Raw genomic sequence first — 23,253 nt, 5'->3', positions numbered from 1 at the left:
ATCCGGGAACTGGCGACTATGATCGCAACACGATGCGATCGACGGAGGCCGGTATGACGCAGCCGCAGGAACGCGCCGGCTACTGGTACGGCGCCGAACAGGCGGCGCCGAGCGCGCTCCTCGACCTGCTGCGCCAGTACCGCGAAGCCGAGCAGGGCATGCGTCGGCGCACCAGGGTCTCGATGAACATGGGTGAGACCGACCTCGCCGCCGTCCGCCATCTCCTCGCCGCACAGCGCCACCATCACGAGATGACCGCGGGGGAGCTGGCCGACCGGTTGCAGATCTCCACCGCCTCGACGACCGCCCTCATCGACCGACTCGTGCGTCGCGGGCATGCGAAGCGTGAACAGCACCCTGGCGACCGCAGATCCACCCGGGTCGTGCCGACGATCGCCACTGACGACGACGTCCGCGCCACACTCGGCTCGATGCATCGAGGGATCATCGCGGTGGCCGAGTCGATGACCCCCGAGGAGGCCTCGGCCGTCTCCAGGTTCCTCACCGGGATGATCGAAGCCGTCAGCGCGGTGGAGCCTTCGGGATCGACGTCGCGCGGGGCCGATGCGTCCGAAGCGACGAGCAGCGGAGGGGTCTGACCCATGACGGACTCCTTCAGCACCGATCCGTGGCAGCCGGGGCTGCCCGTGCTGGAGATGCCGATGTTCCCGCTCGGCACGGTGCTCTTCCCGCACATGCCGCTCGCTCTGCGTCTGTTCGAAGAGCGGTACCTGACGATGCTCGCCCACCTGCTCGAGGCGGAGGAACCCGAGTTCGGGGTGGTACTCATCGAGCGCGGCCAGGAGATGGGCGGGGGCGAGCACCGCTTCCGGACGGGAACCATCGCGGAGATCGTCGAGGTCGACGGCGGTGAGGGTTTCGTCGCCGTGATCGCCGAGGGCGGGCGGCGGTTCGAGGTCGTCGATTGGCTGCCCGACGACCCGTATCCTCGCGCAGAGATCCGCATGCTCGACGACCTCGACTGGGATGACACCTGGGAGCCGCTGCGCCTCGAGACCGAGGCGGCCGTTCGTCGTTCGCTGGCCGTGGCGAGCGAGTTCACGGAACAGCAGTGGGCCTCCGTCGTCGAGCTCTCCGACGAGCCGCTCGAATCGTGCTGGCAGCTCGCCGGCATCGCTCCGGTGGGAGACCTGGACCAGATGAGGTTCCTCGCGGCCGGTTCGTTCGACGAACTGCTGGTGGAGGTGCGCGATCGTTCGACCGAGGCTGGCGAGGCGCTCATCGCAGGTGGCATCGCCGACGCCGACGACGAGGACTGGGGCCTCCTCGAAGGCTGAGCCGTCCGTCGCCTGCTCCTCCGCTCCGCCTCCTCGCCCGTACCCAACTCAGGAGCGCCGCGGCGTGTCGTCCTGCATCGGGGCTCCTCGGCCCCGACACGCCGTCGCGTTCCTGAGAAAGGGACAGGATCATCAGTGCTTGTGTTTCGTTTGCTATTTCCTATAGGATCTTTTTCACCGGGGCGAGAGCCCGAGCAACACCTTGAGCGCAATGGAGCATCATGACGGATAAGACCGTGACCGCACCGCAGCAGGCCTCATCGGCCTGGACGGCGGAGACCTGGCCCATCGCCACCTGCCTCCACGGCATCCCGCCGGTCGACCGAAACGGCGTCTCGCTCCACGACGCCGAGCCGGAGGCCTGGGACGACCTCTTCGCTCAGGTCGCGGGCGTCGGGTTCACCCTCGCCGAGCTGCCCGACAGCCACGTGCGGCCGGCCGACCTCGAGCCCTCTCGTCGCGACGAGTTCCTGGCCATCGCGAAGTCCCACGGCGTCGGCGTCCCCTCCGTGCACCTGCAGCGCCAGAGCGTGATCATGCCGGGCCACGAGGAGCGGAACCTCGAGTACGCGCATCGGACGATCGACGCGGCCGCCGAGTGGGGCATGCAGGTGTTCTCCACCGGACTGCACCAGCCGTTCAACGAAGCGCAGCGCAAAGCGCTCTGGTTCTGGACCGCGCAGGGCCCGAAGGACCCCGACGACCCCGAGGTCTGGAACGCCGCGGTCAGTCGTATCCGTGAACTCGGCAAGCACGCTGCCGACGTCGGACTGCCCCTCTCGCTCGAACTCTACGAGGACACCTACCTCGGTACGGCCGACAGCGCGGTGCGGTTCGTCGAAGAGGTCGGACTCGACAACGTGGGACTGAACCCCGACGTCGCGAACCTCATCCGGCTCCACCGTCCCGTGGAGGACTGGCGCGAGCTCTTCGCGAAGACGCTGCCCTACGCCAACTACATGCACGTGAAGAACTACACGCGCGACGAGGCGGCCGACGGAAGCTGGGCGACCTCCGTGCCCTCCACGATGGAGGCCGGACTCATCAACTACCGTCAGGTGTTCCGCGACGCCGTCGAGGTCGGGTTCAACGGCATCATCCTCGCGGAGCACTACGGCGGCGACAGCCTCGGCATGTGCGGCACGAACCAGAAGTACATCCGAACCCTGCTGCCGCAGGCCTGACCGCACGTCCCAACGCACTTCGACGGACTCGGTGGGCGGGGGATGCGAAGCCGCTCCTCGAGCCAGCGTCGGTCCCTGAGCCCGTCGAGGGGCATCAACCCAAGGAGACTCATCATGACCTCACACACCATCGCCGTCATCGGCTCGGGCTACATGGGCGGCGGCATCGCCCAGGTCCTCGCGCTCGCCGGACACACCGTGCGCATCGCCGACATCTCCGAGGAGATCGCGCGCAAGAACTTCGACCGCCTCATCGCCGAGGCCGAGCAGTTCGTCGCGGACGGCCTCTTCCCGGCCGACGCGGTCGCGCTGCTTCGAGCGAACCTGTCGCCCGCTGCCTCCATCGAGGCCGCGGTCGCCGGTGCCGACTTCATCGAGGAGGCGGTCCCCGAGAAGATCGAGATCAAGCACGAGACCCTTCGCCGGATCAGTGCCGCAGCGTCGCCCGAGGCGATCATCGGCTCGAACACCTCGACGATCCTCATCGGTTCGCTCGCCGAGGCCGTCACGAACCCCGAGCGCTTCCTGGGCGTGCACTTCTCCAACCCGGCTCCGTTCATCCCGGGCGTCGAACTCATCCCGCACGAGACCACGGCAGACGCCGCCGTCTCCGCCGTCGAGGCCATCGTCGCCGAGACCGGCAAGGAGACCGCACGGGTCAAGGACTCCACCGGCTTCGTCCTGAACCGGCTCCAGTACGCACTGTTCCACGAGGCCACGCAGCTCGTCGAAGAGGGCGTCGCGACACCGGAGGACATCGACACGATCGTCCGCACGACGTTCGGCTTCCGTCTGCCCGTGTTCGGTCCGTTCGCGATCGCCGACATGGCCGGCCTCGACGTGTACTCGTTCTGCTACGCCTCGCTGCAGACCCGCTGGCCGGAGCGGTTCGCCACCCCGGACTCGCTCAAGGAGCTCGTGGACGCCGGCAAGTTCGGTACCAAATCGGGTGCCGGTTACCTCGACGTGCCGGCGGACCGCACGGCAGAGCTCGTCGCCTACCGCAACAAGGCGTATGTCGCGATCAAGCAGCTCATGGACGACCTGGGCCCGGCGCCCATCCACTGATCCGTCCTCCGGAACCCCCGGATGACTCCAGCCCCCAGCCCATCCCTCATGCAGAAAGGCCTGCAATGACCTCCTTCCCCGAATCCAAGACCGTGGTCCTCACCGGTGCGGCATCTCCACGCGGCATCGGTCGCGCCTCGGCGCACTACCTCGCCGAGCTCGGCTGGAACATCGGCATCATCGACCTCGACGAATCGGCCGCCCGATCGGTCGCCGCGGAGATCGCCGAGCAGCACGGTGTCCAGGCCGCTGGTGCTGGCGCGAACGTCGCCGACGAGGCCGCGGTGCGCACGGCGTTCGACACCCTCGAAGCCGAGCTCCCGCAGCTCGTCGCCCTCGTGAACCTCGCAGGCGTGGCCTCGCCGGTGCCCTACCTCGAGGTGTCCGCCGACGAGTGGAAGCGGGTGATCGACATCAACCTCAACGGTGTCCACTACACGACGCGTCGTGCGGTGGAGTCGATGGTGCGCAACGGTGTCGGCCGGGTCGTCAGCCTCTCCTCGGTCTCCGCCCAGCGAGGTGGCGGCACCTTCAGCAAGACGGCGTACTCCGCGGCGAAGGCGGGCGTCATCGGTTTCACCCGCAGCGTCGCCCGCGAACTGGGCCATGACGGCATCACGGTCAACGCGATCTCTCCCGGCCCCATCGACACCGACATCATGGGCGGCACCCTCACCGAGGAGCGGAAGACCGCGATGGCCGCAGACGGTGTCCTGCCGCGCATCGGGACACCGCGCGACATCGCTGCCGCCATCGCCTACCTCATCAGCGAGGACGCCGGATTCGTCACCGGGCAGACCCTCAACGTCGATGGCGGCCTCTACATGCACTGATCGGCATACGCCGTCACACCCTCAGCATCACGAGCGAACGGAGCAGCACCATGCAGCACCTCACCAGCGGCTGGACCAAGTCCCGGCTCATCTTCCTCGGTCTCGGACTCGTCTTCGTCGGCATCGGCCTGTGGATGATCCTGCCCGCGATGGGCTCCTAACCCCTCGCCCGGGCCGAGGGCCCGCGCATCAGCACGACCCACCCAGCACCAGTCATCTCAAAGGAGAGTGTCTTGTCCACACCCAACCCGGTTGCGATCGGCTCCACGCACGATCCAGCGTTGAAATCAGCGATCCGCAAGGCGTCGAAGCACCTGATGCCGATGCTCGTCATCCTCTACTTCGTGGCGTTCCTCGACCGGACGAACGTCGGGTTCGCGGAGGAGGCGCTCAGCGTCGACCGCGGCATCTCCAACGGAGCGTTCGCGCTCGGTGCCGGCATCTTCTTCATCGGCTACGCGATCTTCGAGATCCCGAGTAACCTGCTGCTGAAGAAGTTCGGCGCACGGTTCTGGCTCGCCCGCATCGCGGTGACCTGGGGCATCGTGGCCGCACTGTTCGCGTTCACTACCGGCGACACGATGTTCATCATCCTGCGCTTCCTCCTCGGTGTGACCGAAGCGGGCCTCTTCCCCGGCGTCATCATGTTCCTGTCGGAGTGGTTCCCGAACAAGGTCCGCGTCCAGATGTTCTCGATCTTCTACCTCGCGCAGCCGTTCTCGCAGATGCTCGGTGCGCCGCTCAGTGGTGGACTCATCAGCTTCGGCGACGCGCTGACCCCGTGGCACGGCTGGCAGGTGATGTTCTTCGCCGAGGGCATGCTCGCGGTGATCGCCGGGTTCGCGGCGCTGTACTTCCTCACGAACTCGCCACAACAGGCGAAGTGGCTGAACCAGCAGGAGAAGGACTCGTTGACGGCGGCGATGGAACGCGAGGACACCGTCCGGCAGTCCGACGGCCCGACCGGCATCGGGAAGGCCATGACGAGCTGGAAGGTGTGGTACTTCACCATCATCTACTTCTGCCTCCAGATCGCGGTGTACGGCACGACGTTCTACCTGCCGCAGCAGGTCGCGAACCTCATCGGGCAGGACGTCGGCTGGCAGGTCGGTCTCGTGGCGGCCATTCCGTGGCTCGTCGGTCTGTTCGCCTGCTTCTACGTGGGACGCAACGCGAACACCGTCCTCCGCCGGCGCAACTGGGGCACCATGTTCTACATCTCGACGGGTGTGTTCATCCTGGCTTCGGCGTGGGCGGGTGCGAACAACCAGCCATTCCTCGGCATCCTGTTCATCACCATCGCGGTGGCGAGCTTCCTCTCGGTCGGGCCGATCACCTGGGCCTACCCGACGGCGTTCCTCACCGGGACCGCGGCAGCAGCCGGCATCGGACTCATCAACTCGCTCGGCAACCTGGGTGGCTTCGTCGCCCCGATCATGCGCACCGGGATCAACGAGAGCGTGCCGACCGACAGCGGTGTCTGGGGTGTGGTGTCACTCGGCGTCTTCGCCTTCCTCGCCGCGGCGATGCTGTACGGAACCAAGTTCTTCCGTGGAGCCAAGGCTGACGAGCTCCTCGAGACGACGGCCAACCGCACGCACTAGTTCCACCTCCCGGACGGGGTCGGGCGCTTCGGCGCTCGGCCCCGTTCTGCCTCCCCCCAGCTCGTGGTTCAGAATTCAGGGATTCTGCGTGCCGAACGGTCCGGATGTCTGATTCCCGCGAGTATTCCGCGGTGATGCGGATCCGGTCGCGCGGTCTCCCTGAATTCTGAACACGAAAAGAGGGACGGACGTCAGTGCTCGGCGTCGGTGCGAGCGCGCGTGCGCACGAGCTCGATGTGCGAACGCATGGCCGCCGCGGCCGCTTCCGGACCGTCAACGAAGGCGTCGACGATCGCCCGATGCTCCACGACGGCCTGCGCGGCGTCGGTCACACCCGTCTCCACCGTCTGTCGCATGCGGTGGACGCGCGTGGAGATGCCCTCGGACATGTCGAGGAGGAACGGGTTGTGCGTCCCCTCGAAGATGAGGTGGTGGAAGTTCCAGTCCACCGCGAAGTACTCGCGGAGCAACTCGACGGGGATGGGCCCGTTCGTCGACGCTGCGCGAACCCGCGCCGTCATCTCGACGTGCTCGGCGAGCGCGAGCTCCAGCGCGGGAACGAGCTCGTCGGCGTGCGCCGCTGCGAGCGCGGTCGCCCCGCTCTCGAGGATGATCCGGGCGTCGAACAATGACTCCAGCTGATCGTCGGCGAGTGGGGCGGCGACGCGGTAGCCCTTGTGCGTGACGCGGGTCACGAGGCCGGTGCGCTCCAGCTGCACGAGTGCTTCACGGACCGGGGTCGGCGAGACGTCGAGGTCGCGGGCGATGGCGTCGATCGAGAGTCGCGCTCCCGGCTCGATGCCCGAGGAGAGCAGCATGTCGAGCACGAGGTCGTAGACGCGGTCGCGCAGGCCCCGTCGTTCGAGCGAGGACGAAGCGCCCAGCGGGAAGACGGCGTCAGCCACAGCAGCCTCCGGAGTCTGTGCTCGCGTCGTCGTCGCGGGAGGGAACCCCCGCTCGATCGGCCGCGATGGTCGTCGGAATCAAGCTTACGGGGCGCGCCGCGGTCCTCACGGCAGGCGCGGCTCCGATGTCCCGAGAGCGAGGGCCTCGTCGAGGACCAGGGTGAGTGCGGCGGGGTCGTGGGCGAATCGTCCGAGGAAGATGCCGTCGACGCCGGCCCGGATGTCGGTGAGCAGGCCGGGGCCGGCGCTCCCGCCGTAGATGACCGCTGAGGATGCCCAGACGACCCCTGACCCGGCCAGATCGTCGAGATGCGAGCGGATGGCCTCGCAGACGGTCGTGATGTGGTGGCCGTCGGCCGGAGCCGGGGCGCCGATCGCCCAGTGCGGTTCGTAGGCGACGATGACCCGGCCGGTGATCCCGGCCGCCGCCGCCTCACGCAGGGCGTCGTCCAGTTGGGCGACGCAGTCCGCCGCGGCCGTGGACGGATCGCCCTGGTGGGACTCGCCGATGCAGAGGACCGGCGCGAGCCCGTTCCGGAGCGCCGCCGTCGTCTTCGCCCTGACGACCTCGGGGGTCTCGCCGAAGAGTCTGCGACGCTCCGCATGCCCGACCTCGACGACGCTCACGCCGACCTCCCGCAGTTCGGTCCCGCTCACCTCGCCGGTGAACGCGCCGCGGTCAGCGGTCGAGAGGTCCTGGGCGCCGACCGCCGCGAGGCCGGCGAGACGTTCGACCGCGCCCGTGACCGAGAGGTAGCCGGGGATCACGAAGAGCTCGACGGCGCCCGTCCGGACCGCCTCGTGCCCGGCCGCGATGCCGCCGACCGCCTCGCACCAGTCGAGGGTCTGGCGGTGCCCGAAGTACATCTTCAGGCTCACGCCGACGAGCACGGGACGCTCAGTGGACATCAGGACCCTTCGTACGCGCAGATCTCCTGCACCTTGTCGTTCGACGCGCTCGTGGTGTCGAACTCGTAGGTGAGCCACTCGCGCACATTGCGGCGGGCGAGCTCGATGCCGACCACGCGCTGACCCATGCAGAGGACCTGCGCGTCGTTCGACAGCACGCTGCGCTCGACCGAGAACGAGTCGTGCGCAGTGACGGCTCGGATGCCCGCGACCTTGTTCGCGGCGATCGCGACCCCGAGACCGGTGCCGCAGATAAGCACAGCGCGGTCCGCCTCCCCGCTGGCGACGAGCTCGGCCGCGGTGACGGCGACCGTCGGGTAGTTCGTGCGACCATCGGCGGCGACGCCGACATCGACCACGGAGACCACTAGATCGCTCACCCCCAGGTCGCGCTTGATGATCTCCTTGTAGTCGTAGCCGGCCTCATCCGAGCCGATGACGACGCGCCAGGTGCGGGTCATGGTGTTCCTTCCGTTGCGTGGTGTACGTGGTGTCGGGCCGAGTCGCGCCGACCCGAGCAGGTTCAGTGATCAGCGAGGAGCACGCCGACGCGCTCGACGATGAGGGCGAGTGAGATCGCGCCGGGATCCTCGACCCCGAGCGCCTTCGAGCCGTGGGAGCGAGCGCGACCCATGCCCGGCATGAGGCCTGCGGTCGCGGCCGCAGCCGTGGTGGCGGCGGCAGCGGCGGAGGTCCATGCGGTCGTGAGGTCGTCACCGGCGGCGACGCGTGCGGCAAGGGTGTCGGCGAACGGCATGAGGGCGTCGACGAGGGTCTTGTCGCCGACCGAGGCCTTGCCGTAGCTCATCACGGCGTCCTTCGCGGCGGTGACGCCCGTGCTCACCGAGGCGGCGGTCGGCGCGTGCGTGTCGCCGAGCGCTTCGGCGACCGTCCGCAGCATGACGCCCCACAGCGCACCAGAGGTGCCGCCGGCACGATCCGACCACGCGTCGCCAGCTCGGTCGAGGACGGTCGCGGTGCCGGCCCCGGCATCGCGCATGCGGATGCCCTCCTCGGCGGCCGCTGTCGCGCCGCGGTCCATGCCGATGCCGTGGTCGCCGTCACCGACGATCGCGTCGAGTCGGCCGAGCTCGTCGGCGTGCTCGGCGAGGAGTACCTGGATCGCGGTGAGCGCTGACGCCGCGAACACCGCCGCCTGCTGCGACTCGGCGGAAGCCTCAGGGACGACGAACGCCGCAACGGCGACGTCCGCAGCGGTCACCGTCTCGAGTGCGCCGGTGTCGAACGCGCCGGTGCGGAACGCCGGGGTGTCGGCGGCCGCCGACCACAGTGCTTCCAGTTCCTCGTCCACCCAGAGCAGGGTGAGGGAGACGCCGGCCATGTCGAAGCTCGTGCAGAACTCGCCCACCTGCGGGTCGACGAGGACGGCTCCGGCGTCCTCGAGGAGCGTCGCGATGCGGTCGTAGACGACGAAGAGTTCCTCCGACTTCACCGAACCGAGGCCGTTGAGGATGGGCACCACGCGCGCGCCGTGCACGGTGACGCCGTCGGGGATCTCCACCTCGGCGAGGAGATGGTGCACGAAGAGTTCGGCGAGGCCGTCGGCCGTCGGGATGTCCGTCTCGTCGATGCCGGGTTCGCCGTGGATGCCGAGGCCAACGGCCATGCGTCCTTCCGGCACGGAGAACAGCGGCTCGTCGGCCCCTGGCAGGGTGCAGCCCGTGAAGGCGACCCCCATCGATCGGGTGCGAGCGTTGGCGAGGATCGCGACGCGCTCGACGTCGTCGATGGAGTACCCGGTCGATGCTGCTCCGCCGGCGACCTTGAACACGGTCAGGTCACCCGCGATGCCACGGCGTTTCGCGGCCTCGGACGGCGGTGCGCTGAAGATGTCGTCGGTGACGGTCACCGTGCGGCAGTCGATGCCGTCGGCTCGGACGGCGTCCTGGGCTGCCGTGAAATGGAGCACGTCTCCGGCGTAGTTGCCGTAGCTGAGGAGGACGCCCTGGCCCTGTTCGCTCGCTCGGATGACGCCTTCCACCTGGTGGGCGGAGGGTGAGGCGAAGAGGTTGCCCATCGCGGCGCCGTGCGCGAGGCCAGGGCCGACGAGCCCGGCGAAGGCGGGGTAGTGCCCCGAGCCGCCACCGATGACGAGTGCGACTTCAGGCTCCGCGGCACGGGTGGAGCGTGAGACGCCGCCGGACACCTTGCGCACCCACCGGCCGTTGGCCCGGACGAAGCCGTCAACCATCTCGTCTGCGAAGTCGGCCGGTCGGTTCCAGAGCCTGGTCATCTGCTTCTCCTCGTCGTCGAGTCCATCGGTCCGGCCACGCCGGCACATCGCGATAATCCTATAGGATATTGGAATCGAGCGAAACCCTGTGCCGCTGCCGGCGCGATGCGCTGGACCGGGCGCGGCTCAGGCGCACGAGCGCGCCCCTCTGGAGACCCGCGCTCGCGCCAGTGGGGCGCGTTCGGTCCAGCGCACCGCGCCGGCCCAGGCAACAGGTGGCGGATCGGGACGGGTGGGCCCGTCCTGCTCGCCGAGCCTGTCGAGGTGTGTGGGGGAGACACGACCCCGGCAGACCCGGCGAACGGGACGGACCCGGTCGCCGGCGGCGGACGCCCGACTCAGTGCCCGAGCCCGGCACGCTCCGCACGTCGAGCCGCCAGCAACGGCGGCGTGATCGCGAACCCGAGACTCGACGACCGCCGAGGACCCGCCGTGCGGAGGAACCCGAGCCGCTCAGCGAGCGCGATCGAGGCCGTGTTCTCCGGCTCGATCACGGCCGTGACGACGGTCGCCCGCACCTGCTCGAACGCGAGGTCGAGCATGGCGCCCGCCGCCTCCGTCGCGTAACCGTGGCCACCCGCGGCCGGGTCGAGGACCCACCCGATCTCTGCCGAACGGTCGGCTGTGCGCACCTGGCGCAGATGCAGGGAGACGTCGCCGATGAGGCGGCCGCCGTGCTCGATCGCCAGCGCGAGGAAGTCGCCGGACTGCCACAACCGCGTGTGCCCGGTCCGGTGCCGCAGGTGCTCGCGGGAGGCCGCGCGGTCGCGTGCCGGCCACGGCAGGTGTGCGAGCACGTCGGGGCTCGACTGGATGCGGTACCAGCTCTCCGCATCGCGCAGCTCGTGTCGGCGCAGCAGGAGACGCGGCGTCTGGATGGGGCGGGCGTCGACCGGCTGTTCGATCCGTGGGCCACGCAGGAGTCGCGGACGCGACACGGCGTCGGGGACGAGCTTCCGCAGGACACCGAGCGTGCTGCTCGCGGCATGCTCGTCGACGGCGCGCTCAGCCGTGCGACCGGTCACCGCGCTCGCCGATGGCTGACGGCGGGCGGGGAACGACGGCCCCAGGGGTTCTGCTCGACTCATGCCCTCCACGGTAGGCACGTCGTCCATGCCCGCGGCCTGAAAAGATATGAGCCCTCTATGAATCGCCCGTCGCAGTGCGTTCCCCCAGCCGGACGGCGGATAATCGAGCCATGCCCTCCGAGCTGCCGACGCAGATCGTCGAGTCCGGGCGCCGCCGGGCGGTCCTCGCCAAGCTTCCGCGGATGTATCGGGCCGACGGTTCGCCCATCCGTGTCCTCCTCGTCGACGACGAGGCGGTGCTCACCGACCTCGTGAGCCTCGCCCTCGGGTACGAGGGGTGGGTCGTCGACGTCGCCAGGAACGGTCGCGAGGCCGTGCAGCAGTACCGTGCCGAACGGCCCGACGTCGTCGTGCTCGACATCATGCTCCCCGACATCGACGGCTTGAGCGTGCTCCGCCAACTGCGTGGATTCTCGCAGGGCGATCTCGCCCCGGGCACCCCGACGCTGTTCCTCACCGCGCGCGACTCCGTCGACGACCGGATCATGGGCCTCACCGCCGGCGGTGACGACTACATGACCAAACCGTTCTCGCTGGAAGAGCTCGTCGCACGGCTCCGAGGTCTCCTCCGCAGAACCGCCCATGTGGTGTCCGACGACGACTCGCGCATCACCATCGGCGGGCTCTTCCTGGACGAACGCAGCTACGAGGTCACGCGCGACGGCGAACCGGTGGCCCTGACGACCACCGAGTTCGAACTGCTCCGCTACTTCATGCGCAACCCGAAGCGGGTGCTCAGTCGCGCCCAGATCCTCGACCGCGTGTGGAACTACGACTTCGCGGGGAAGGCGAGCATCGTCGATCTCTACGTGTCGTACCTGCGCAAGAAGATCGACGCCGACCGGGTGCCCATGATCCACACCGTGCGCGGTGTCGGCTACGTGCTGCGGCCCGTCGAATGAGCGCCGGGTCGGTGGACACGGCCAAGCAGGGCCGGCGCCATCCGTGGTCGCTGCAGCGACGCCTGGTCACGGGCATCGCGGCGGTCATCGCCGCGGTGCTCGCGGTGTCGGGCGTCCTCACGGTCGTCACGGTGAACGCCTCGGTGACGACCGTCGTCGACACGCAACTGACCGGGTCCATGGAAGCGTTCGAGCACTCCGTGGTGAAGTTCTACGACCAGCAGGCTGCGGGCGGTACCGTCGGCAACCCCGATGCGAACCGCGGGGACCCCGGCTATGTGAAGCCGTTCGTCGACTACGTCGGGCACGGCCCCGGCACCTTGATCGCACTCGTGTCGAACGGCGAGGTCGTCGACTCGGCACGATTCACGAAGTCCGACGCGAACCCGCTCGACGTCCGCACGCAGGCGCTCATCGAGGAGGCGGTGGCTGACGGCGGCAGCATGAGGGAGAACACGGAACTGGGCTCGCTCGGCGGCTACCGACTCGAGTTCCTCACGCACGGCGACGGCGACATCCTCGTGGCGGGCGTCTCGCTCGCCACCGCACGGTCGGCCGTGCTGCAGGAGACGATCGTCATCGCCGCGCTCGCGGTCTTGGCGCTCGTGGTCACCATCGTCGGCACGATCATCGTCGTGCGCCTCGCGCTCCGTCCCCTGTCCCGGGTCGCGGCGGCGGCCGAGGAGGTGTCCACACTGCAGCTCGAGCGCGGCGACACCGGCATCACGGTGCGGGTGGACGACGCCGACACGGACTCGCGCACCGAGATCGGCAAGGTGGGCGAGGCGCTCAACGGGCTCATCGACCACGTCGACCGCGCCCTCGCCGTCCGGGCGGCGACGGACAAGCGCATGCGCCGGTTCGTCACCGACGCCAGTCACGAGCTGCGCACGCCGCTCGCCGCCATCCAGGGGTATGCCGAACTCACCCGCCAGGACAGCGAGGACCTCCCGCCGATGACCGAGCACGCGCTCGCCCGCATCGAGTCGGAGGCGACGCGGATGAGTTCGCTCGTCAGTGAACTCTTGCTGCTCGCGCGTCTCGACGAGGGCCAGGACCTCCACCTCGACGACGTCGACCTCAGCGACCTCGTCGTCGCCGCGGTGAGCGACGCCGCGGTCTCGGCGCCAGGTCACCACTGGTCGGTGGACGTCCCCGAGCGCGCGATCGTCGTGCGAGGTGACCGCGAGCGGCTGCACCAGCTCGTCGTGAACCTGCTCTCGAACGCCGCGGTCCACACGCCGGCCGGCACCTCGGTCGTCACCCGCATCGCTGCCCCGAAGAGCACCGAGGAACCGCAGCGGGCGTCCCTGTCGATCGCCGACGACGGCCCGGGCATCAACGAGGCGTTCCTGCCGCAACTCTTCGACCGCTTCGCGCGCGCTGATTCGTCGCGTTCACGGGCGGCTGGGAGCACGGGGCTCGGCCTCGCCATCGCGCTGTCGATCGCCGAAGGGCATGAGGGGGGCATCGAGGTCGACTCCTCGCCCGCCGGAACGACGTTCACCGTCACCCTGCCGTGGTCGGGGCCCGCCGAGGAGCATCCGGCCGTGCGGCGCCGCACCGAGTTCACCGACCCTGCGCCGGTCACCGGGAGCCCGGTGATCAGGGAACCCGTCGACCGCTGATCGGGAAGGTCAGACGGTGCCGGCCGGTGGCCAGACACCGATGATGAGTGCCATGAGCAGGATCGTCACGAGTTCGTGCGCGACGTTCAGCACGGTGAGGCCCGTCGGACGACCGTCGAAGGCATCGTGGGTGATGAAGCGCGCCGCGGTGAACCCAGCCCACAGCACGAGCCCGGTGCCGAGCGCGTTCACGAGGAAGCTGCCGTCGTAGAACGACCAGGACAGGAACACGGCGCCGGCGAGCACCCAGGCCGTGATGAAGCTCACGAGCACGGTCACGAGGATCGGTTTGATCGCGTCCTTGGCGTCGCCGGACGGTGTGACCTTCGCGGCTCGCATCCAGTAGTTGCCGAAGACCTTCGGTGTGTACCAGATCGAGCCGACGACCATGCTCGACGCGGTCGCGATGAGCACCGCCCAGAAGTTGATCGCCGGAACCATGTCGTCCTCCTCCGAACGCCGCGTGCGCGGGTGCTTCGGAGTGTAGCGCTCAGGCGGTTTCCCCACTGGTCCGAACGTCTTCGCGGAGGTACCATCTCGCGCATGGAGAAGCTGCAGTTCGTCGCCGACATCACCGCTCCCGTGCACACGGTGTGGTCGACCATGCTGGACCTCGACACCTATGAGCAGTGGACGAGCGCCTTCCATGAGGGCTCCACCTACCGCGGCGGTTGGGCCCTCGGCGCCGAGATCGTCTTCGTCGGTCCGAACGAAGACGGGACCGAGGGCGGGCTGGTCGGCACGATCACGGGGAGCCGACCGGACGAGTTCGTCGAGATCGAGTACCACGGCCAGGTCCTTCGAGGCGAGCTCGACACGACGAGCGAGTCGGCGAAGCAGTTCACCGGCCTCCACGAGGCGTACACGTTCACCGCCTCGGAGACGGGTACCCGTCTCATCGTCGATCTGGAGGCCCCGGACGAGTACGCCGACATGTTCGCCGCCGAGTGGCCGCGAGCGCTCGCGCGCCTCTCGCAGCTCGCCGAGGAACGAGCTGCGAGCGCCTAGTGCGGGTCCTGCTCGGCGTGGCCCTCAGGACCGGAGCGCCAGCAACTGCGCGGTGGAGTGCCGCAGGTGTTCCCGGAGTTCGGACTCGGCCGCGAGCGGGCCGCTCGCCAGCGCCTCGACCAGCCGGTCGTGGCCGGTGATCATCTCCGTGGGCGGCAGCACGCTGCGCAGCTGCACCATGAAGAGGCCGAGCTCGGCGAGAAGTCCTGCGTGCGCCTCCAACAGTCGAGGGCTTGCCGCCGCCGCCACGATCGCGTGATGCAGGGCGGCGTGGGCCTCCTCGATCGCCCGATGGTCCTCCGGGTGCTCGGTGCAGGCCCGACGGAGCGAGTCGTTCGCGTCGGTCACGGACCGCGGCACGGGTGATGCGGTGTCGGACGCCCGCGCGAGCATCAGACGTGTGGCCTCGACCTCGATCGCCGTGCGGTACTCCAGGAGCGCGATCACCGCGGCGTCGTCGAAGGTCCGGACCCGTGCTCCGCGATACGCCTCGAAGCTGACGAGGCGTTCTGCGGCCAGGACCTGCAGCGCCGCGCGGAGGGTGTGGCGGTTGACGCCGAACCGTTCGGCGAGGCTCGTCTCGCGGAGGGGTGCGTCGGCTTCGAGTCGTCCGTCCAGGATGTCGTCGCGGAGCGCCTCGACGACGCCGTCCACGGCGGTCATGCCGGCACCGGTCGCACCGGTCGACGGGTCGGGACCACGAGGATCGCGAGTCCGGCGATCAGGAGGGCCGCCCCGAACACCGTCGTGGCACCGAAGGACTCGCCGAGGAGCAGGATGCCGAGGAGGGTCGCGGTGAGCGGTTCGAAGAGCGTCAGTGTCGCGACCCGGGACGCGGGGAGCCCACCGAGCGCGTAGCCGAACAGCAGGTATCCGGCGACGGTGTTGACGAGCGCGAGCCAGGCCACCGCGAGCGCTCCGGGCAGGGTCAGGATCCAGGCGGTCTCGGTCGTGAGCAGGACCGGGAGCGACACCAGGCCGGCCGTGCCGAACAGTGCGGCCATCGTCCCGAGCGGCGACCAGCCGTGCTCGATCAACGTCTTGCTGCAAAGGGTGTAGAGCGCGTAGGAGGCACCGGCTCCGATCGAGGCGAGGAGACCGCCGATGGAGACCGCACCGAGCGCGCCGCCGGTGAGCCCGGAGAGCACGGCGACCCCGGCAGCGGCGACACCGGTCGCGAGGAACCAGCGCCCGCTCGGTCGCTGCCGACGCAGGGCCCATTCGAGCAGGCCGGTGATCGCGGGTGCCGAGCCGAGGGCGACGAGTGTCCCGATCGCGACGCCGTTCGACTCGACGCCGAGGAAGAACGTCGGTTGGTAGGCGGCGACGCCGAGTGTCCCGAGGGCGAGGAGGCCGAGGAGCGCCGGTCGTCGGAGCCTGACGGGATGCCGTCGTGCGTCGCCTGGCAGGTGGGTGGTCCGCCGCCGCGCGACGGCCCAGATCACGACGAGCAGAGCGCCGCCGAAGACGATTCGTGCGGCTCCGAAGGCGACGGAGCCGACCGCCACGGGCAGCAGGGCGTGCACGGTTCCCGTGGTGCCGAAGCAGACCGCGGCCAGGATCGCCGCCACGACGGGCCAGCGCGAGGGTGCCGCGGACGCCGCCGCGATGCGGGGGGCGGCCGGTGTGCTCGTCATCCCGACAGCCTGCCGCAAGATTGTGTAACAATCAACACACAGTCCCGGGAGCCACCGGACGCCGCACCGTCGAACGCGACGACGCCCGCCGACTCGAGGAGCAGGCGGGCGTCGTCGGGATCGCTCAGCTCACGTAGGCGCCGAAGAGCGACAGGCCGAGCACGAGCCCGGCACCGATCGCGACGATGAGTGCCAGTGCCAGCATCGAGCCCGAGATGATGACGGACGTGAGGGCGAAGCCCTTCGCGCGCGGCTTCCTGGCCAGCGCGATGATGCCGAGCACGAGCGAGGCGATCGGCAGCAGCACGAACGACGGCGAGACGACTGCTGCGATCGAGAGCGCGAACGCGATGATCGACAGCGTCTGGGTCCCGCCTTCGCGGTCGGCGGTCGGAGTCGTCACCTGGGTGGTCACCGGTGGTGCGACGACCACGGGCTGGACGGGCTCGACCGGGTACTGACGGGTCGTGTCGGCGAGCGGCTCGGAGTCGAGCTGCTCAGTGGGGGCGTCGGCCAGCGTCACGTCCTCGGCGGGCGAGGCGGTGGCTGACTCGGTGGTGGCTGAGGCGGACATGGTCTTTCCTTCCTCCGCGGTGTGCGGAGCGGTTCGGTTGATGCTTCAAGCCTCGTCGAACGGACGCGCTCGCGGATCGCCCGCGAGCGTGATCCGCCGTCGTCCTGGAGAGGTATGTTCCCGCCTGCGCTCATGCCCCGCTGGTGCTACTGTCCAGCCATGCGCAGGCGATACATCGTGCTCCAGGCGGTGCTCGTCGCCGTCGCCGTGCTGGCCTGCACCTCCTCGCTCGACCGCAGGGTGGCAGCGTCGGTCGTGGAGCAGGCGGAGGAGCATCCCTTCTACACGCTCGAGGAACCGCGCGCGCCCGGGGTTCCCGGTGAGCTCGTCCGAGTCGAACCGATCGAGAGCGTCGGAGACGGTCAGCGGGCCTGGCGAATGCTGTACCACTCGACGGATCTCAACGGTGCCGACGTGGTCGTGTCGGGGGTCGTCGTCGCGCCGGACGGCCCGGCGCTCGCCGCCCGGCCGATCGTGTCCTGGGCGCATCCGACGACGGGGGCCGCGGTGAACTGCGCACCCTCGCTCGCCGTCGACCCGTTCGTCCTCATCGAAGGCCTCGACGACCTCGTGTCCGCCGGCTATGTCGTCGTCGCAACGGACTACCCGGGGATGGGTCTGCCGGGCGAGCCGTCGTACCTGATCGGGCGCACCGAGGGGAACAGCGTCCTCGACGCGGCTCGGGCGGCCAGGTCGATCGACGGCACGCACGCCGGCGACGAGCTCGTGCTCTGGGGTCACTCGCAGGGCGGCCAGGCGGCACTCTTCGCCGCTGAGGACGCCGCTTCGTACGCACCAGAACTGCGTCTGCAGGCGGTCGCGGTCGCGGCTCCCGCCGCCGATCTCGGTGCGCTCCTGGAAGACAACCTGCAGGCGATCCCCGGCGTGACGATCGGCTCCTTCGCGTTCACGGCGTACCAGGAGGTCTATGCCGAACGCTTCCCGGGGCTCGCCCTCGACAGCATCCTGACCCCGGCCGGGGTCGCGGCGACGCCCGCGCTCGCGAAGCTCTGCCTCGTGAGTGGGCACCAGGAGCTTCAGACGGTCGCGCACGGCCTCGCCGGTCGCTACGTGAAGAACGACCCTGCGAGCACGGAGCCGTGGGCGACCATGCTCCGTGAGAACACCCCCGGCACGGTCCGGATCCCGGTGCCGCTCCTCGTCGCGCAGGGCGAGGTCGACACCCTCGTGCACCCGTCCGCGACCGCCGCCTTCGTCCGGACGGAGTGCGCGCTCGGCACCGAGACGCAGTATCGGACGATCCCGAAGACCGGCCATGGGATGGTCGCGCTGCGAGCGCTCCCGGCGGTGCTCGAATGGTTCCATGCCGCGCTCGCCGACGACCGAGCCCCGAGCGTCGGCACACCCTGCTGATCGTCATCGCGCCTCGGGGTCGTCCTCGGCGACCCTCGGATGCGGGTCAAGGGGCTTTCGCGCGTGACGCGCCTGCAACTACCCTGACGCCATGACTCGCCGAACCGGAGCCTCCCTCGTCGCGCTGATCGGCGCTGCAGCCCTCGTCCTGACCGGGGCGGTGCCTGCAGCGTCCGCCGCCACGACGGCGAGCTGGGCCACCTGGCCGACGTTCGCAGGCGCCAGCGGCTCGTACCAGGGCACGATGACGCTGGCAGGGGAACCGGCCCTCACCGCAGCGCTCACGAGCGATTCGCTCGGCGGTGCGGCGCTCATCTCCGGAGCCTCCACCTGGCTCGCGGCATCGACGCCGGTGGGTGCGAAGTACGGCAGCAGCCGCGACCAGCAGTACCTGAACCTCCGGCCGAAGGCCAACAACGCTGCATCTCCGTCGACGACGACGTACTCGTTCGCCGCGCCGACACCGGCCTCCGGCTGGACGTTCGTCCTCGGCGACATCGACGCGGACCAGGTGCGGATCACGGCGATCGGCCCCGATGGGGTCGCCCTCACGGCCGACGAGCTCGGGTTCAACGGCGGCTTCAACTACTGCGCTCCCGGGCTCGCCGGGAAACCGTCCTGCACGGGTGCCGCGGACGACATCCCGAGCTGGGACGCCGCCACCCAGGTGCTGCGTGGGAACGCCGCCGCTGCGGACACCGAGGGTGCCGCTGCGTGGTTCGAACCCTCCGCACCGATCTCCAGTCTCACGTTCTCCTTCCAGCGTCGCGCCGGGTTCCCCGTGTACCAGACGTGGTTCGCGTCGATCGCCCGTGACATCACCGGATCGGTCGTCGACGCGGTGGACGGCCCGCTCGACGGGGTCGCGATCCGACTGATCGACGCCAACGGACGCGTCGTGGCGTCCACGACGACCGCGGGTGGTGGGACGTACTCCTTCGACGGCTACTTCGCGACGGAGGGGTACACGGTCCAAGCCGTCGCCCCGACGGGCAAGATCGCGGTCGGCCCCGCACGAGTGGCGGCAGACCTCACGGACGCCGACGCGGTCGCCGACTTCACGCTCCGCGACATCGTCCCCGTCGCCGTGTCCGGCACGGCCCTCGACACCGACGGTCAGCCGATCGTCGGCGCGACCGTCACCATTCCCGGCGTCGGCAGCGTCGTCACCGACACCGACGGGAACTACCTCTTCGACACCGTCCCCGTCGGCACCTACACGGCGACCATCACGGCACCCGCGGGGTTCAGCGTGCAGGAGACGCCTGGCCCGTTCACGGTCCCGGAAGACAGTGAGACGCCCATCGTCGATCAGAACTTCGTCCTCGTCGCAGACCCCAGCCTCGGTGGGGTCGTGACGTCGGGCGGCACCGGGGTCGCCGGCGTCACCGTGACGGCCGACGGTCCGGACGGTCCGGTGTCGACGGTGACCGCCGCGGACGGCAGCTACACGTTCCCGCGCCTTCCGGTCGGTCCCTACGAGGTGACCATCACCGCCCCCAGCGGATACATCGTGAGCGGTGCCGGAACCCGATCGGAGTCGCTGACGCAGGCCGGTCTCGATGCCGTCGACTTCGAACTCGCCCTGCTCGGCGGGCTCACGGGAGACGTCGTGACGGTCGGCGGGGACCCGGTCCCCGGAGCGATCGTGACCGTCACCACGCCGGAGGGCCCGGTCGAGCTGACCACGGGCGGCGACGGATCCTACGGCCTCGGCGACGTGCCCCCGGGCGACTACGAGGTCACACTCACCGTACCGGACGGCTTCTCCGTGCCGGAGGGCGGGGTCACGACGACCACGGTGACGGTGGGCGCCGACGGTACGGTCGAGACGATCCCGAGCTTCGTGCTCGACCAGGACGCCGTGCTCGGTGGTCTCCAAGGCACGGTCACGACGGACGCGGGAGATCCGGTCGCAGGCGTCACCGTGACCGTCGACACCCCGGGTGGTCCGGTCGAGGTCGTCACCGATGCCGATGGCGCGTACAGCCTCGACGAGCTCAGCCCTGGCGAGCACGAGGTCACGGTGACGGTCCCGGACGGCTACTCGCTGCCGGGCGGCACCGAGGGCGGTGGAACCGCGACGGTCGTGGTTCCCGACGACGGCTCCGTCGTGACCGTGCCGACCTTCATCCTCATCCCCGACGCCGTCGTTCCGAGCCCGAGTCCCAGCCCGTCGGGCGATCCTGCTGCGCCCGGCACCTCGGGTCGACTGCCTTCGACCGGAACGAACGCCGCACTGTGGCTCTCCGCCGCGGCCGCGCTGTTCATCATCGGCGCAGGCTCGGTCACCACCGCCGGCATCCTTCGCCGGAAGCGGCGCCGGAACGAGTCGGCGTCCACCGGCGAGTGAGCACGGGTCAGCGGAGGGGCGTCGTCGCCCCTCCGCATCCGTAGACTGGGCGAGGCGCGCGCCGCACAGACGCGCGCAGTGCACTGCTGAACGGGGACCCGTGGACATCATCGGCTGGGCGAACGATCTCGCCGCCGCCCTGCCCGACCCTCTCGTGTGGGCGCTCGGCCTGGTGTTCGCGTTCGTCGAGTCGGGCCTCGGCCTCGGTCTCTTCGTCCCGGGTGAGACGGTCGTGCTCCTCCTGGCAGCGACGGTCGACACCGCTCCAGCTGCGTTCGTGCTGTTCGTCGTCGTCGCCGTCGGGGCCTCACTCGGCGACCACGTCGGGTTCCTCGCCGGTCGTCGACAGGGCGACCGTCTCCGGACGGGGCGGTTCGTCGCGCTCGTCGGCGTCGACAAGTGGGATCGCACGGTCGAGGCGGTCGAGCACCGTGGGGCCGTGGTCGTCTTCCTCACCCGCCTGGTGCCGGTCATCCGTGTGCTCACCCCGACCGCGGCCGGTGTCGCGCGCGTTCCGTACCGGTCCTTCCTCCTCGCGTCCGTGTCGGGAGCGCTGCTGTGGTCGGCGGTCTACGTCGGTGTCGGCGTGCTCGTCGGCTCGTCGCTCGATGCCGTGCAGCGGTACCTCGGCGCATCCGGCTGGGGGCTCCTGCTCCTGCTGGTGGTGGTCGTCGTCATCGTGTCGGCCGTGCGCGTTCGTCGTGGCTCGGCCATCCCGGGCGACGAAGCGCTGATCCCCGTCACCCTGCACGAGAAGACACCGATCGCCCGCCTGCGCACCCAGCTGTTCGCCGACGACGACTGGAAGAACCTCCCGAACGCCATCACCGCTGCCCGAATCCTGTTGCTCCCGGTGTTCGCGGCCCTCGTGATCACCCGTTCCTACCTCGCCGCGCTGATCGTCGGGGCCGTGGTGTTCCTGAGCGATGTGGCGGACGGCGCCATCGCCCGACGGATGGGCACCGTCTCAGCACTCGGCACCTGGCTCGACGGTGTGGCGGACCGCCTCACGGTGGTCGTGGTCGCCGCCTCCTTCGCCGTCGGGCTGATCATCCCGTGGCAGGTCTTCGTCGTCATGATCGTCCCCGACCTCCTGCTGGCGTTCATCGCCGTCGTCGCCTTCCGAGGAACCCCCGAGGTGCCGGTGAGTATCGCGGGGAAGATCCGGACCGTGTTGCTGTTCGCTGGGTTCTTCGCACTCCTCACGGGACTGGCGGTCAGCGGTGGCGACGCCGGCTCCGCCCTCTACGGGGTGTTCGCGGGCATCGGGTTCGCCGCGATCCTGCTCGGGCTCATCGGCCACTACGTCGCCGCGACGCAGTATGCGCGACGCATGCTCGTCACCTGGCAGCGACAGGGGCTCGCGGCGCGTCGCTGAATCGACGTCCGCGGCGCATCGTCGATACCCGGCGTCGCCACAGCCCGCGTCGTTTAGGCTCGGAGCATGCCTGCCGACTATCCCGATCTCGTCATCTTCGACTGCGACGGCACGCTCGTCGACACGGAGCGCATCTCCGTCCGGGTGAACCTGCAGTTGTTGAACGAGGTCGGTGGCGACTACACCGAGCAGGAGATCCGCGAACTCTTCGTCGGCGCCTCCCTCGAGACCTACGCGACACTCGTGGAGGCCCGCCTCGGCAAGCCGCTCGAGGCCGACTGGATCGCCCGCTGGAGCACGATGTTCCGGAGCATCTGTGAGCGTGAGCTCGAACCCGTCGACGGGATCGTCGAGGCGCTCGACGGGATCGCCGAGACCGGCGTGGCGCTGTGCGTCGCATCCAACGGCATGCGCCATGACGTCATCCGCAACCTCAGCCAGATCGGTCTCCATGACCGCTTCGACGGACGGATCTTCAGTGCCACGGACGTCGCCGTCGGCAAACCGGCACCAGACCTCTTCCTGCATGCCGCCGCTGACTTCGACGCAGCGCCTGATCGCTGTGCCGTCGTCGAGGACAGCGTCGCCGGGGTGCTCGCTGCGCGCGCAGCCGGCATGGTCGTGTACGCCTACGCCGGTGGCATGACGACCGCCGAGCGTCTCGCCGGACCCGACACCCATGTGTTCGACGACATGCGGCACCTGCCCGCGCTCATCCGCGAGACCTGGTCCGCGGCCGTCGTCGGCTAGTCGCGCGCTCGGAGTTCGGGGAAGCCCACCTCGTCGTCCGGAACCGCTGGTGTCACCGGAGCGGACGGCTCGGTGGCGCGTGACTGGTCGGCCTGTTCCTCGGCGCGGCGTCGTGTGCGCTCACCGCCGCGCTTGACGGCACGTGCGAACTGCTGGGGGCCGGTCGTCGCGAGACGTCTCCACGGCAGCGTGCCCTCGATCTCGATCTGCAACGAGAAGCTCAAGAGCGTCCGGATGATCACGATGATCGCGAGGACGAGCGCATCCGTCAGTGACGGTGTCGAGGTGACGGTCTTCACGAGGTCTGCGGCCACGAGGATCTCGAGGCCGAGGAGGATCACCGAGCCGATCGTCTCGCGCAACATGCGGAACGCCCGCTCGCCGTCACGGGTGCGCCACCACAGCTGTGCCGACAGCACGATTGCGACGACGAAGCCGACGACCATCGCGCCGACGCCCGCGACCTCGAAGACGATCGTGACCAGTTCGAAGAAATCCATGCCCCC

The 23,253-nt window shown here is 69.5% G+C and carries 23 protein-coding genes; 13 read left to right on the top strand and 10 right to left on the bottom strand.

The window, feature by feature from the left end:
• Window positions 1–53: 53 nt before the first annotated feature.
• The 6 genes from KXS11_RS08515 (at window position 54) to KXS11_RS08490 (ending at window position 5,987) form a co-directional block, all read left to right on the top strand.
• Window positions 54–599: a MarR family winged helix-turn-helix transcriptional regulator gene (locus tag KXS11_RS08515; RefSeq protein WP_437385128.1), complete on the top strand. Its 546-nt coding sequence runs from the start codon at window positions 54–56 to the stop codon at window positions 597–599.
• Window positions 600–602: 3 nt separating this feature from the next.
• Window positions 603–1,298 (top strand): LON peptidase substrate-binding domain-containing protein, encoded by a 696-nt coding sequence (locus KXS11_RS08510; RefSeq protein WP_437385127.1) that lies wholly within the window; start codon window positions 603–605, stop codon window positions 1,296–1,298.
• A 221-nt stretch (window positions 1,299–1,519) separates the two neighbouring features.
• A complete protein-coding gene (locus KXS11_RS08505; protein WP_437385126.1) occupies window positions 1,520–2,482 on the top strand; it encodes a sugar phosphate isomerase/epimerase family protein in 963 nt (320 codons plus the stop codon).
• Window positions 2,483–2,596: 114 nt separating this feature from the next.
• On the top strand, window positions 2,597–3,550 hold the full coding sequence (locus KXS11_RS08500) for a 3-hydroxyacyl-CoA dehydrogenase family protein (RefSeq protein ID WP_437385125.1): 954 nt from the start codon (window positions 2,597–2,599) through the stop codon (window positions 3,548–3,550).
• A 65-nt stretch (window positions 3,551–3,615) separates the two neighbouring features.
• Entirely contained in the window at window positions 3,616–4,383 is a 768-nt protein-coding gene (locus KXS11_RS08495) for an SDR family NAD(P)-dependent oxidoreductase (protein ID WP_437385124.1), read from the top strand.
• A gap of 233 nt (window positions 4,384–4,616) precedes the next feature.
• Complete coding sequence (locus KXS11_RS08490; RefSeq protein WP_437385123.1) at window positions 4,617–5,987, top strand: MFS transporter; 1,371 nt, start codon at window positions 4,617–4,619, stop codon at window positions 5,985–5,987.
• 191 nt (window positions 5,988–6,178) lie between these two features.
• Here KXS11_RS08490 and KXS11_RS08485 read toward each other — a convergent pair whose 3' ends face one another.
• From KXS11_RS08485 to KXS11_RS08465, 5 genes are all read right to left on the bottom strand, one after another.
• Window positions 6,179–6,892, bottom strand: a complete 714-nt coding sequence (locus KXS11_RS08485) for a GntR family transcriptional regulator (protein ID WP_437385122.1) — start codon at window positions 6,890–6,892, stop codon at window positions 6,179–6,181.
• 105 nt (window positions 6,893–6,997) lie between these two features.
• Window positions 6,998–7,801, bottom strand: a complete 804-nt coding sequence (locus KXS11_RS08480; protein WP_437385121.1) for a triose-phosphate isomerase family protein — start codon at window positions 7,799–7,801, stop codon at window positions 6,998–7,000.
• The gene (locus KXS11_RS08475) at window positions 7,801–8,262 is read right to left on the bottom strand and encodes a ribose-5-phosphate isomerase (RefSeq protein ID WP_437385120.1); all 462 of its coding nucleotides are present in this window, start codon (window positions 8,260–8,262) and stop codon (window positions 7,801–7,803) included. Before KXS11_RS08475 ends, KXS11_RS08480 begins: the two co-directional genes overlap by 1 nt.
• Window positions 8,263–8,324: 62 nt before the next feature.
• Window positions 8,325–10,055 carry a dihydroxyacetone kinase family protein gene (locus KXS11_RS08470; RefSeq protein ID WP_437385119.1) on the bottom strand — a complete coding sequence of 577 codons (1,731 nt, stop codon included), beginning with the start codon at window positions 10,053–10,055 and terminating at the stop codon, window positions 8,325–8,327.
• Between the two features lie 338 nt (window positions 10,056–10,393).
• Window positions 10,394–11,143: a GNAT family N-acetyltransferase gene (locus KXS11_RS08465; RefSeq protein WP_437385118.1), complete on the bottom strand. Its 750-nt coding sequence runs from the start codon at window positions 11,141–11,143 to the stop codon at window positions 10,394–10,396.
• 182 nt (window positions 11,144–11,325) lie between these two features.
• On the opposite strand from KXS11_RS08465, the gene KXS11_RS08460 reads away from it, so the two are divergent.
• The gene (locus KXS11_RS08460) at window positions 11,326–12,045 is read left to right on the top strand and encodes a response regulator transcription factor (protein WP_437385492.1); all 720 of its coding nucleotides are present in this window, start codon (window positions 11,326–11,328) and stop codon (window positions 12,043–12,045) included.
• A complete protein-coding gene (locus KXS11_RS08455; protein ID WP_437385117.1) occupies window positions 12,042–13,673 on the top strand; it encodes a sensor histidine kinase in 1,632 nt (543 codons plus the stop codon). The genes KXS11_RS08460 and KXS11_RS08455 overlap by 4 nt, the downstream gene beginning before the upstream one ends.
• A 9-nt stretch (window positions 13,674–13,682) precedes the next feature.
• Here KXS11_RS08455 and KXS11_RS08450 read toward each other — a convergent pair whose 3' ends face one another.
• Window positions 13,683–14,114, bottom strand: coding sequence for a DUF1761 domain-containing protein (locus tag KXS11_RS08450; protein WP_437385116.1), 432 nt, complete (start codon window positions 14,112–14,114; stop codon window positions 13,683–13,685).
• Window positions 14,115–14,216: 102 nt separating this feature from the next.
• Between KXS11_RS08450 and KXS11_RS08445 the strand changes: the two genes are divergently transcribed.
• Entirely contained in the window at window positions 14,217–14,681 is a 465-nt protein-coding gene (locus KXS11_RS08445) for an SRPBCC family protein (protein ID WP_437385115.1), read from the top strand.
• A 24-nt stretch (window positions 14,682–14,705) separates the two neighbouring features.
• Here KXS11_RS08445 and KXS11_RS08440 read toward each other — a convergent pair whose 3' ends face one another.
• The 3 genes from KXS11_RS08440 to KXS11_RS08430 form a co-directional block, all read right to left on the bottom strand.
• The gene (locus KXS11_RS08440) at window positions 14,706–15,344 is read right to left on the bottom strand and encodes a GntR family transcriptional regulator (RefSeq protein WP_437385114.1); all 639 of its coding nucleotides are present in this window, start codon (window positions 15,342–15,344) and stop codon (window positions 14,706–14,708) included.
• A complete protein-coding gene (locus KXS11_RS08435) occupies window positions 15,341–16,318 on the bottom strand; it encodes a DMT family transporter (RefSeq protein ID WP_437385113.1) in 978 nt (325 codons plus the stop codon). The genes KXS11_RS08440 and KXS11_RS08435 overlap by 4 nt, the downstream gene beginning before the upstream one ends.
• 124 nt (window positions 16,319–16,442) lie before the next feature.
• Window positions 16,443–16,892, bottom strand: a complete 450-nt coding sequence (locus KXS11_RS08430) for a hypothetical protein (protein WP_437385112.1) — start codon at window positions 16,890–16,892, stop codon at window positions 16,443–16,445.
• A gap of 159 nt (window positions 16,893–17,051) precedes the next feature.
• On the opposite strand from KXS11_RS08430, the gene KXS11_RS08425 reads away from it, so the two are divergent.
• The 4 genes from KXS11_RS08425 (at window position 17,052) to KXS11_RS08410 (ending at window position 22,747) form a co-directional block, all read left to right on the top strand.
• The gene (locus KXS11_RS08425; RefSeq protein WP_437385111.1) at window positions 17,052–18,266 is read left to right on the top strand and encodes an alpha/beta fold hydrolase; all 1,215 of its coding nucleotides are present in this window, start codon (window positions 17,052–17,054) and stop codon (window positions 18,264–18,266) included.
• 91 nt (window positions 18,267–18,357) lie between these two features.
• A complete protein-coding gene (locus tag KXS11_RS08420) occupies window positions 18,358–20,619 on the top strand; it encodes an MSCRAMM family protein (RefSeq protein ID WP_437385110.1) in 2,262 nt (753 codons plus the stop codon).
• A 100-nt stretch (window positions 20,620–20,719) separates the two neighbouring features.
• Window positions 20,720–21,997: a CDP-alcohol phosphatidyltransferase family protein gene (locus KXS11_RS08415; RefSeq protein ID WP_437385109.1), complete on the top strand. Its 1,278-nt coding sequence runs from the start codon at window positions 20,720–20,722 to the stop codon at window positions 21,995–21,997.
• 66 nt (window positions 21,998–22,063) lie between these two features.
• Complete coding sequence (locus tag KXS11_RS08410; RefSeq protein WP_437385108.1) at window positions 22,064–22,747, top strand: HAD family hydrolase; 684 nt, start codon at window positions 22,064–22,066, stop codon at window positions 22,745–22,747.
• Here the strand turns inward: KXS11_RS08410 and KXS11_RS08405 are convergent.
• Window positions 22,744–23,247, bottom strand: a complete 504-nt coding sequence (locus KXS11_RS08405) for a DUF1622 domain-containing protein (protein WP_437385107.1) — start codon at window positions 23,245–23,247, stop codon at window positions 22,744–22,746. The genes KXS11_RS08410 and KXS11_RS08405 overlap by 4 nt on opposite strands.
• Between the last annotated feature and the right edge of the window lie 6 nt (window positions 23,248–23,253).

Source organism: Plantibacter flavus (assembly GCF_051487245.1).
GTDB classification, from domain to species: domain Bacteria; phylum Actinomycetota; class Actinomycetes; order Actinomycetales; family Microbacteriaceae; genus Plantibacter; species Plantibacter flavus_B.
The sequence above is the reverse complement of the archived record's forward strand: the minus strand, read 5'-3'. Positions and strand labels throughout refer to the sequence as shown.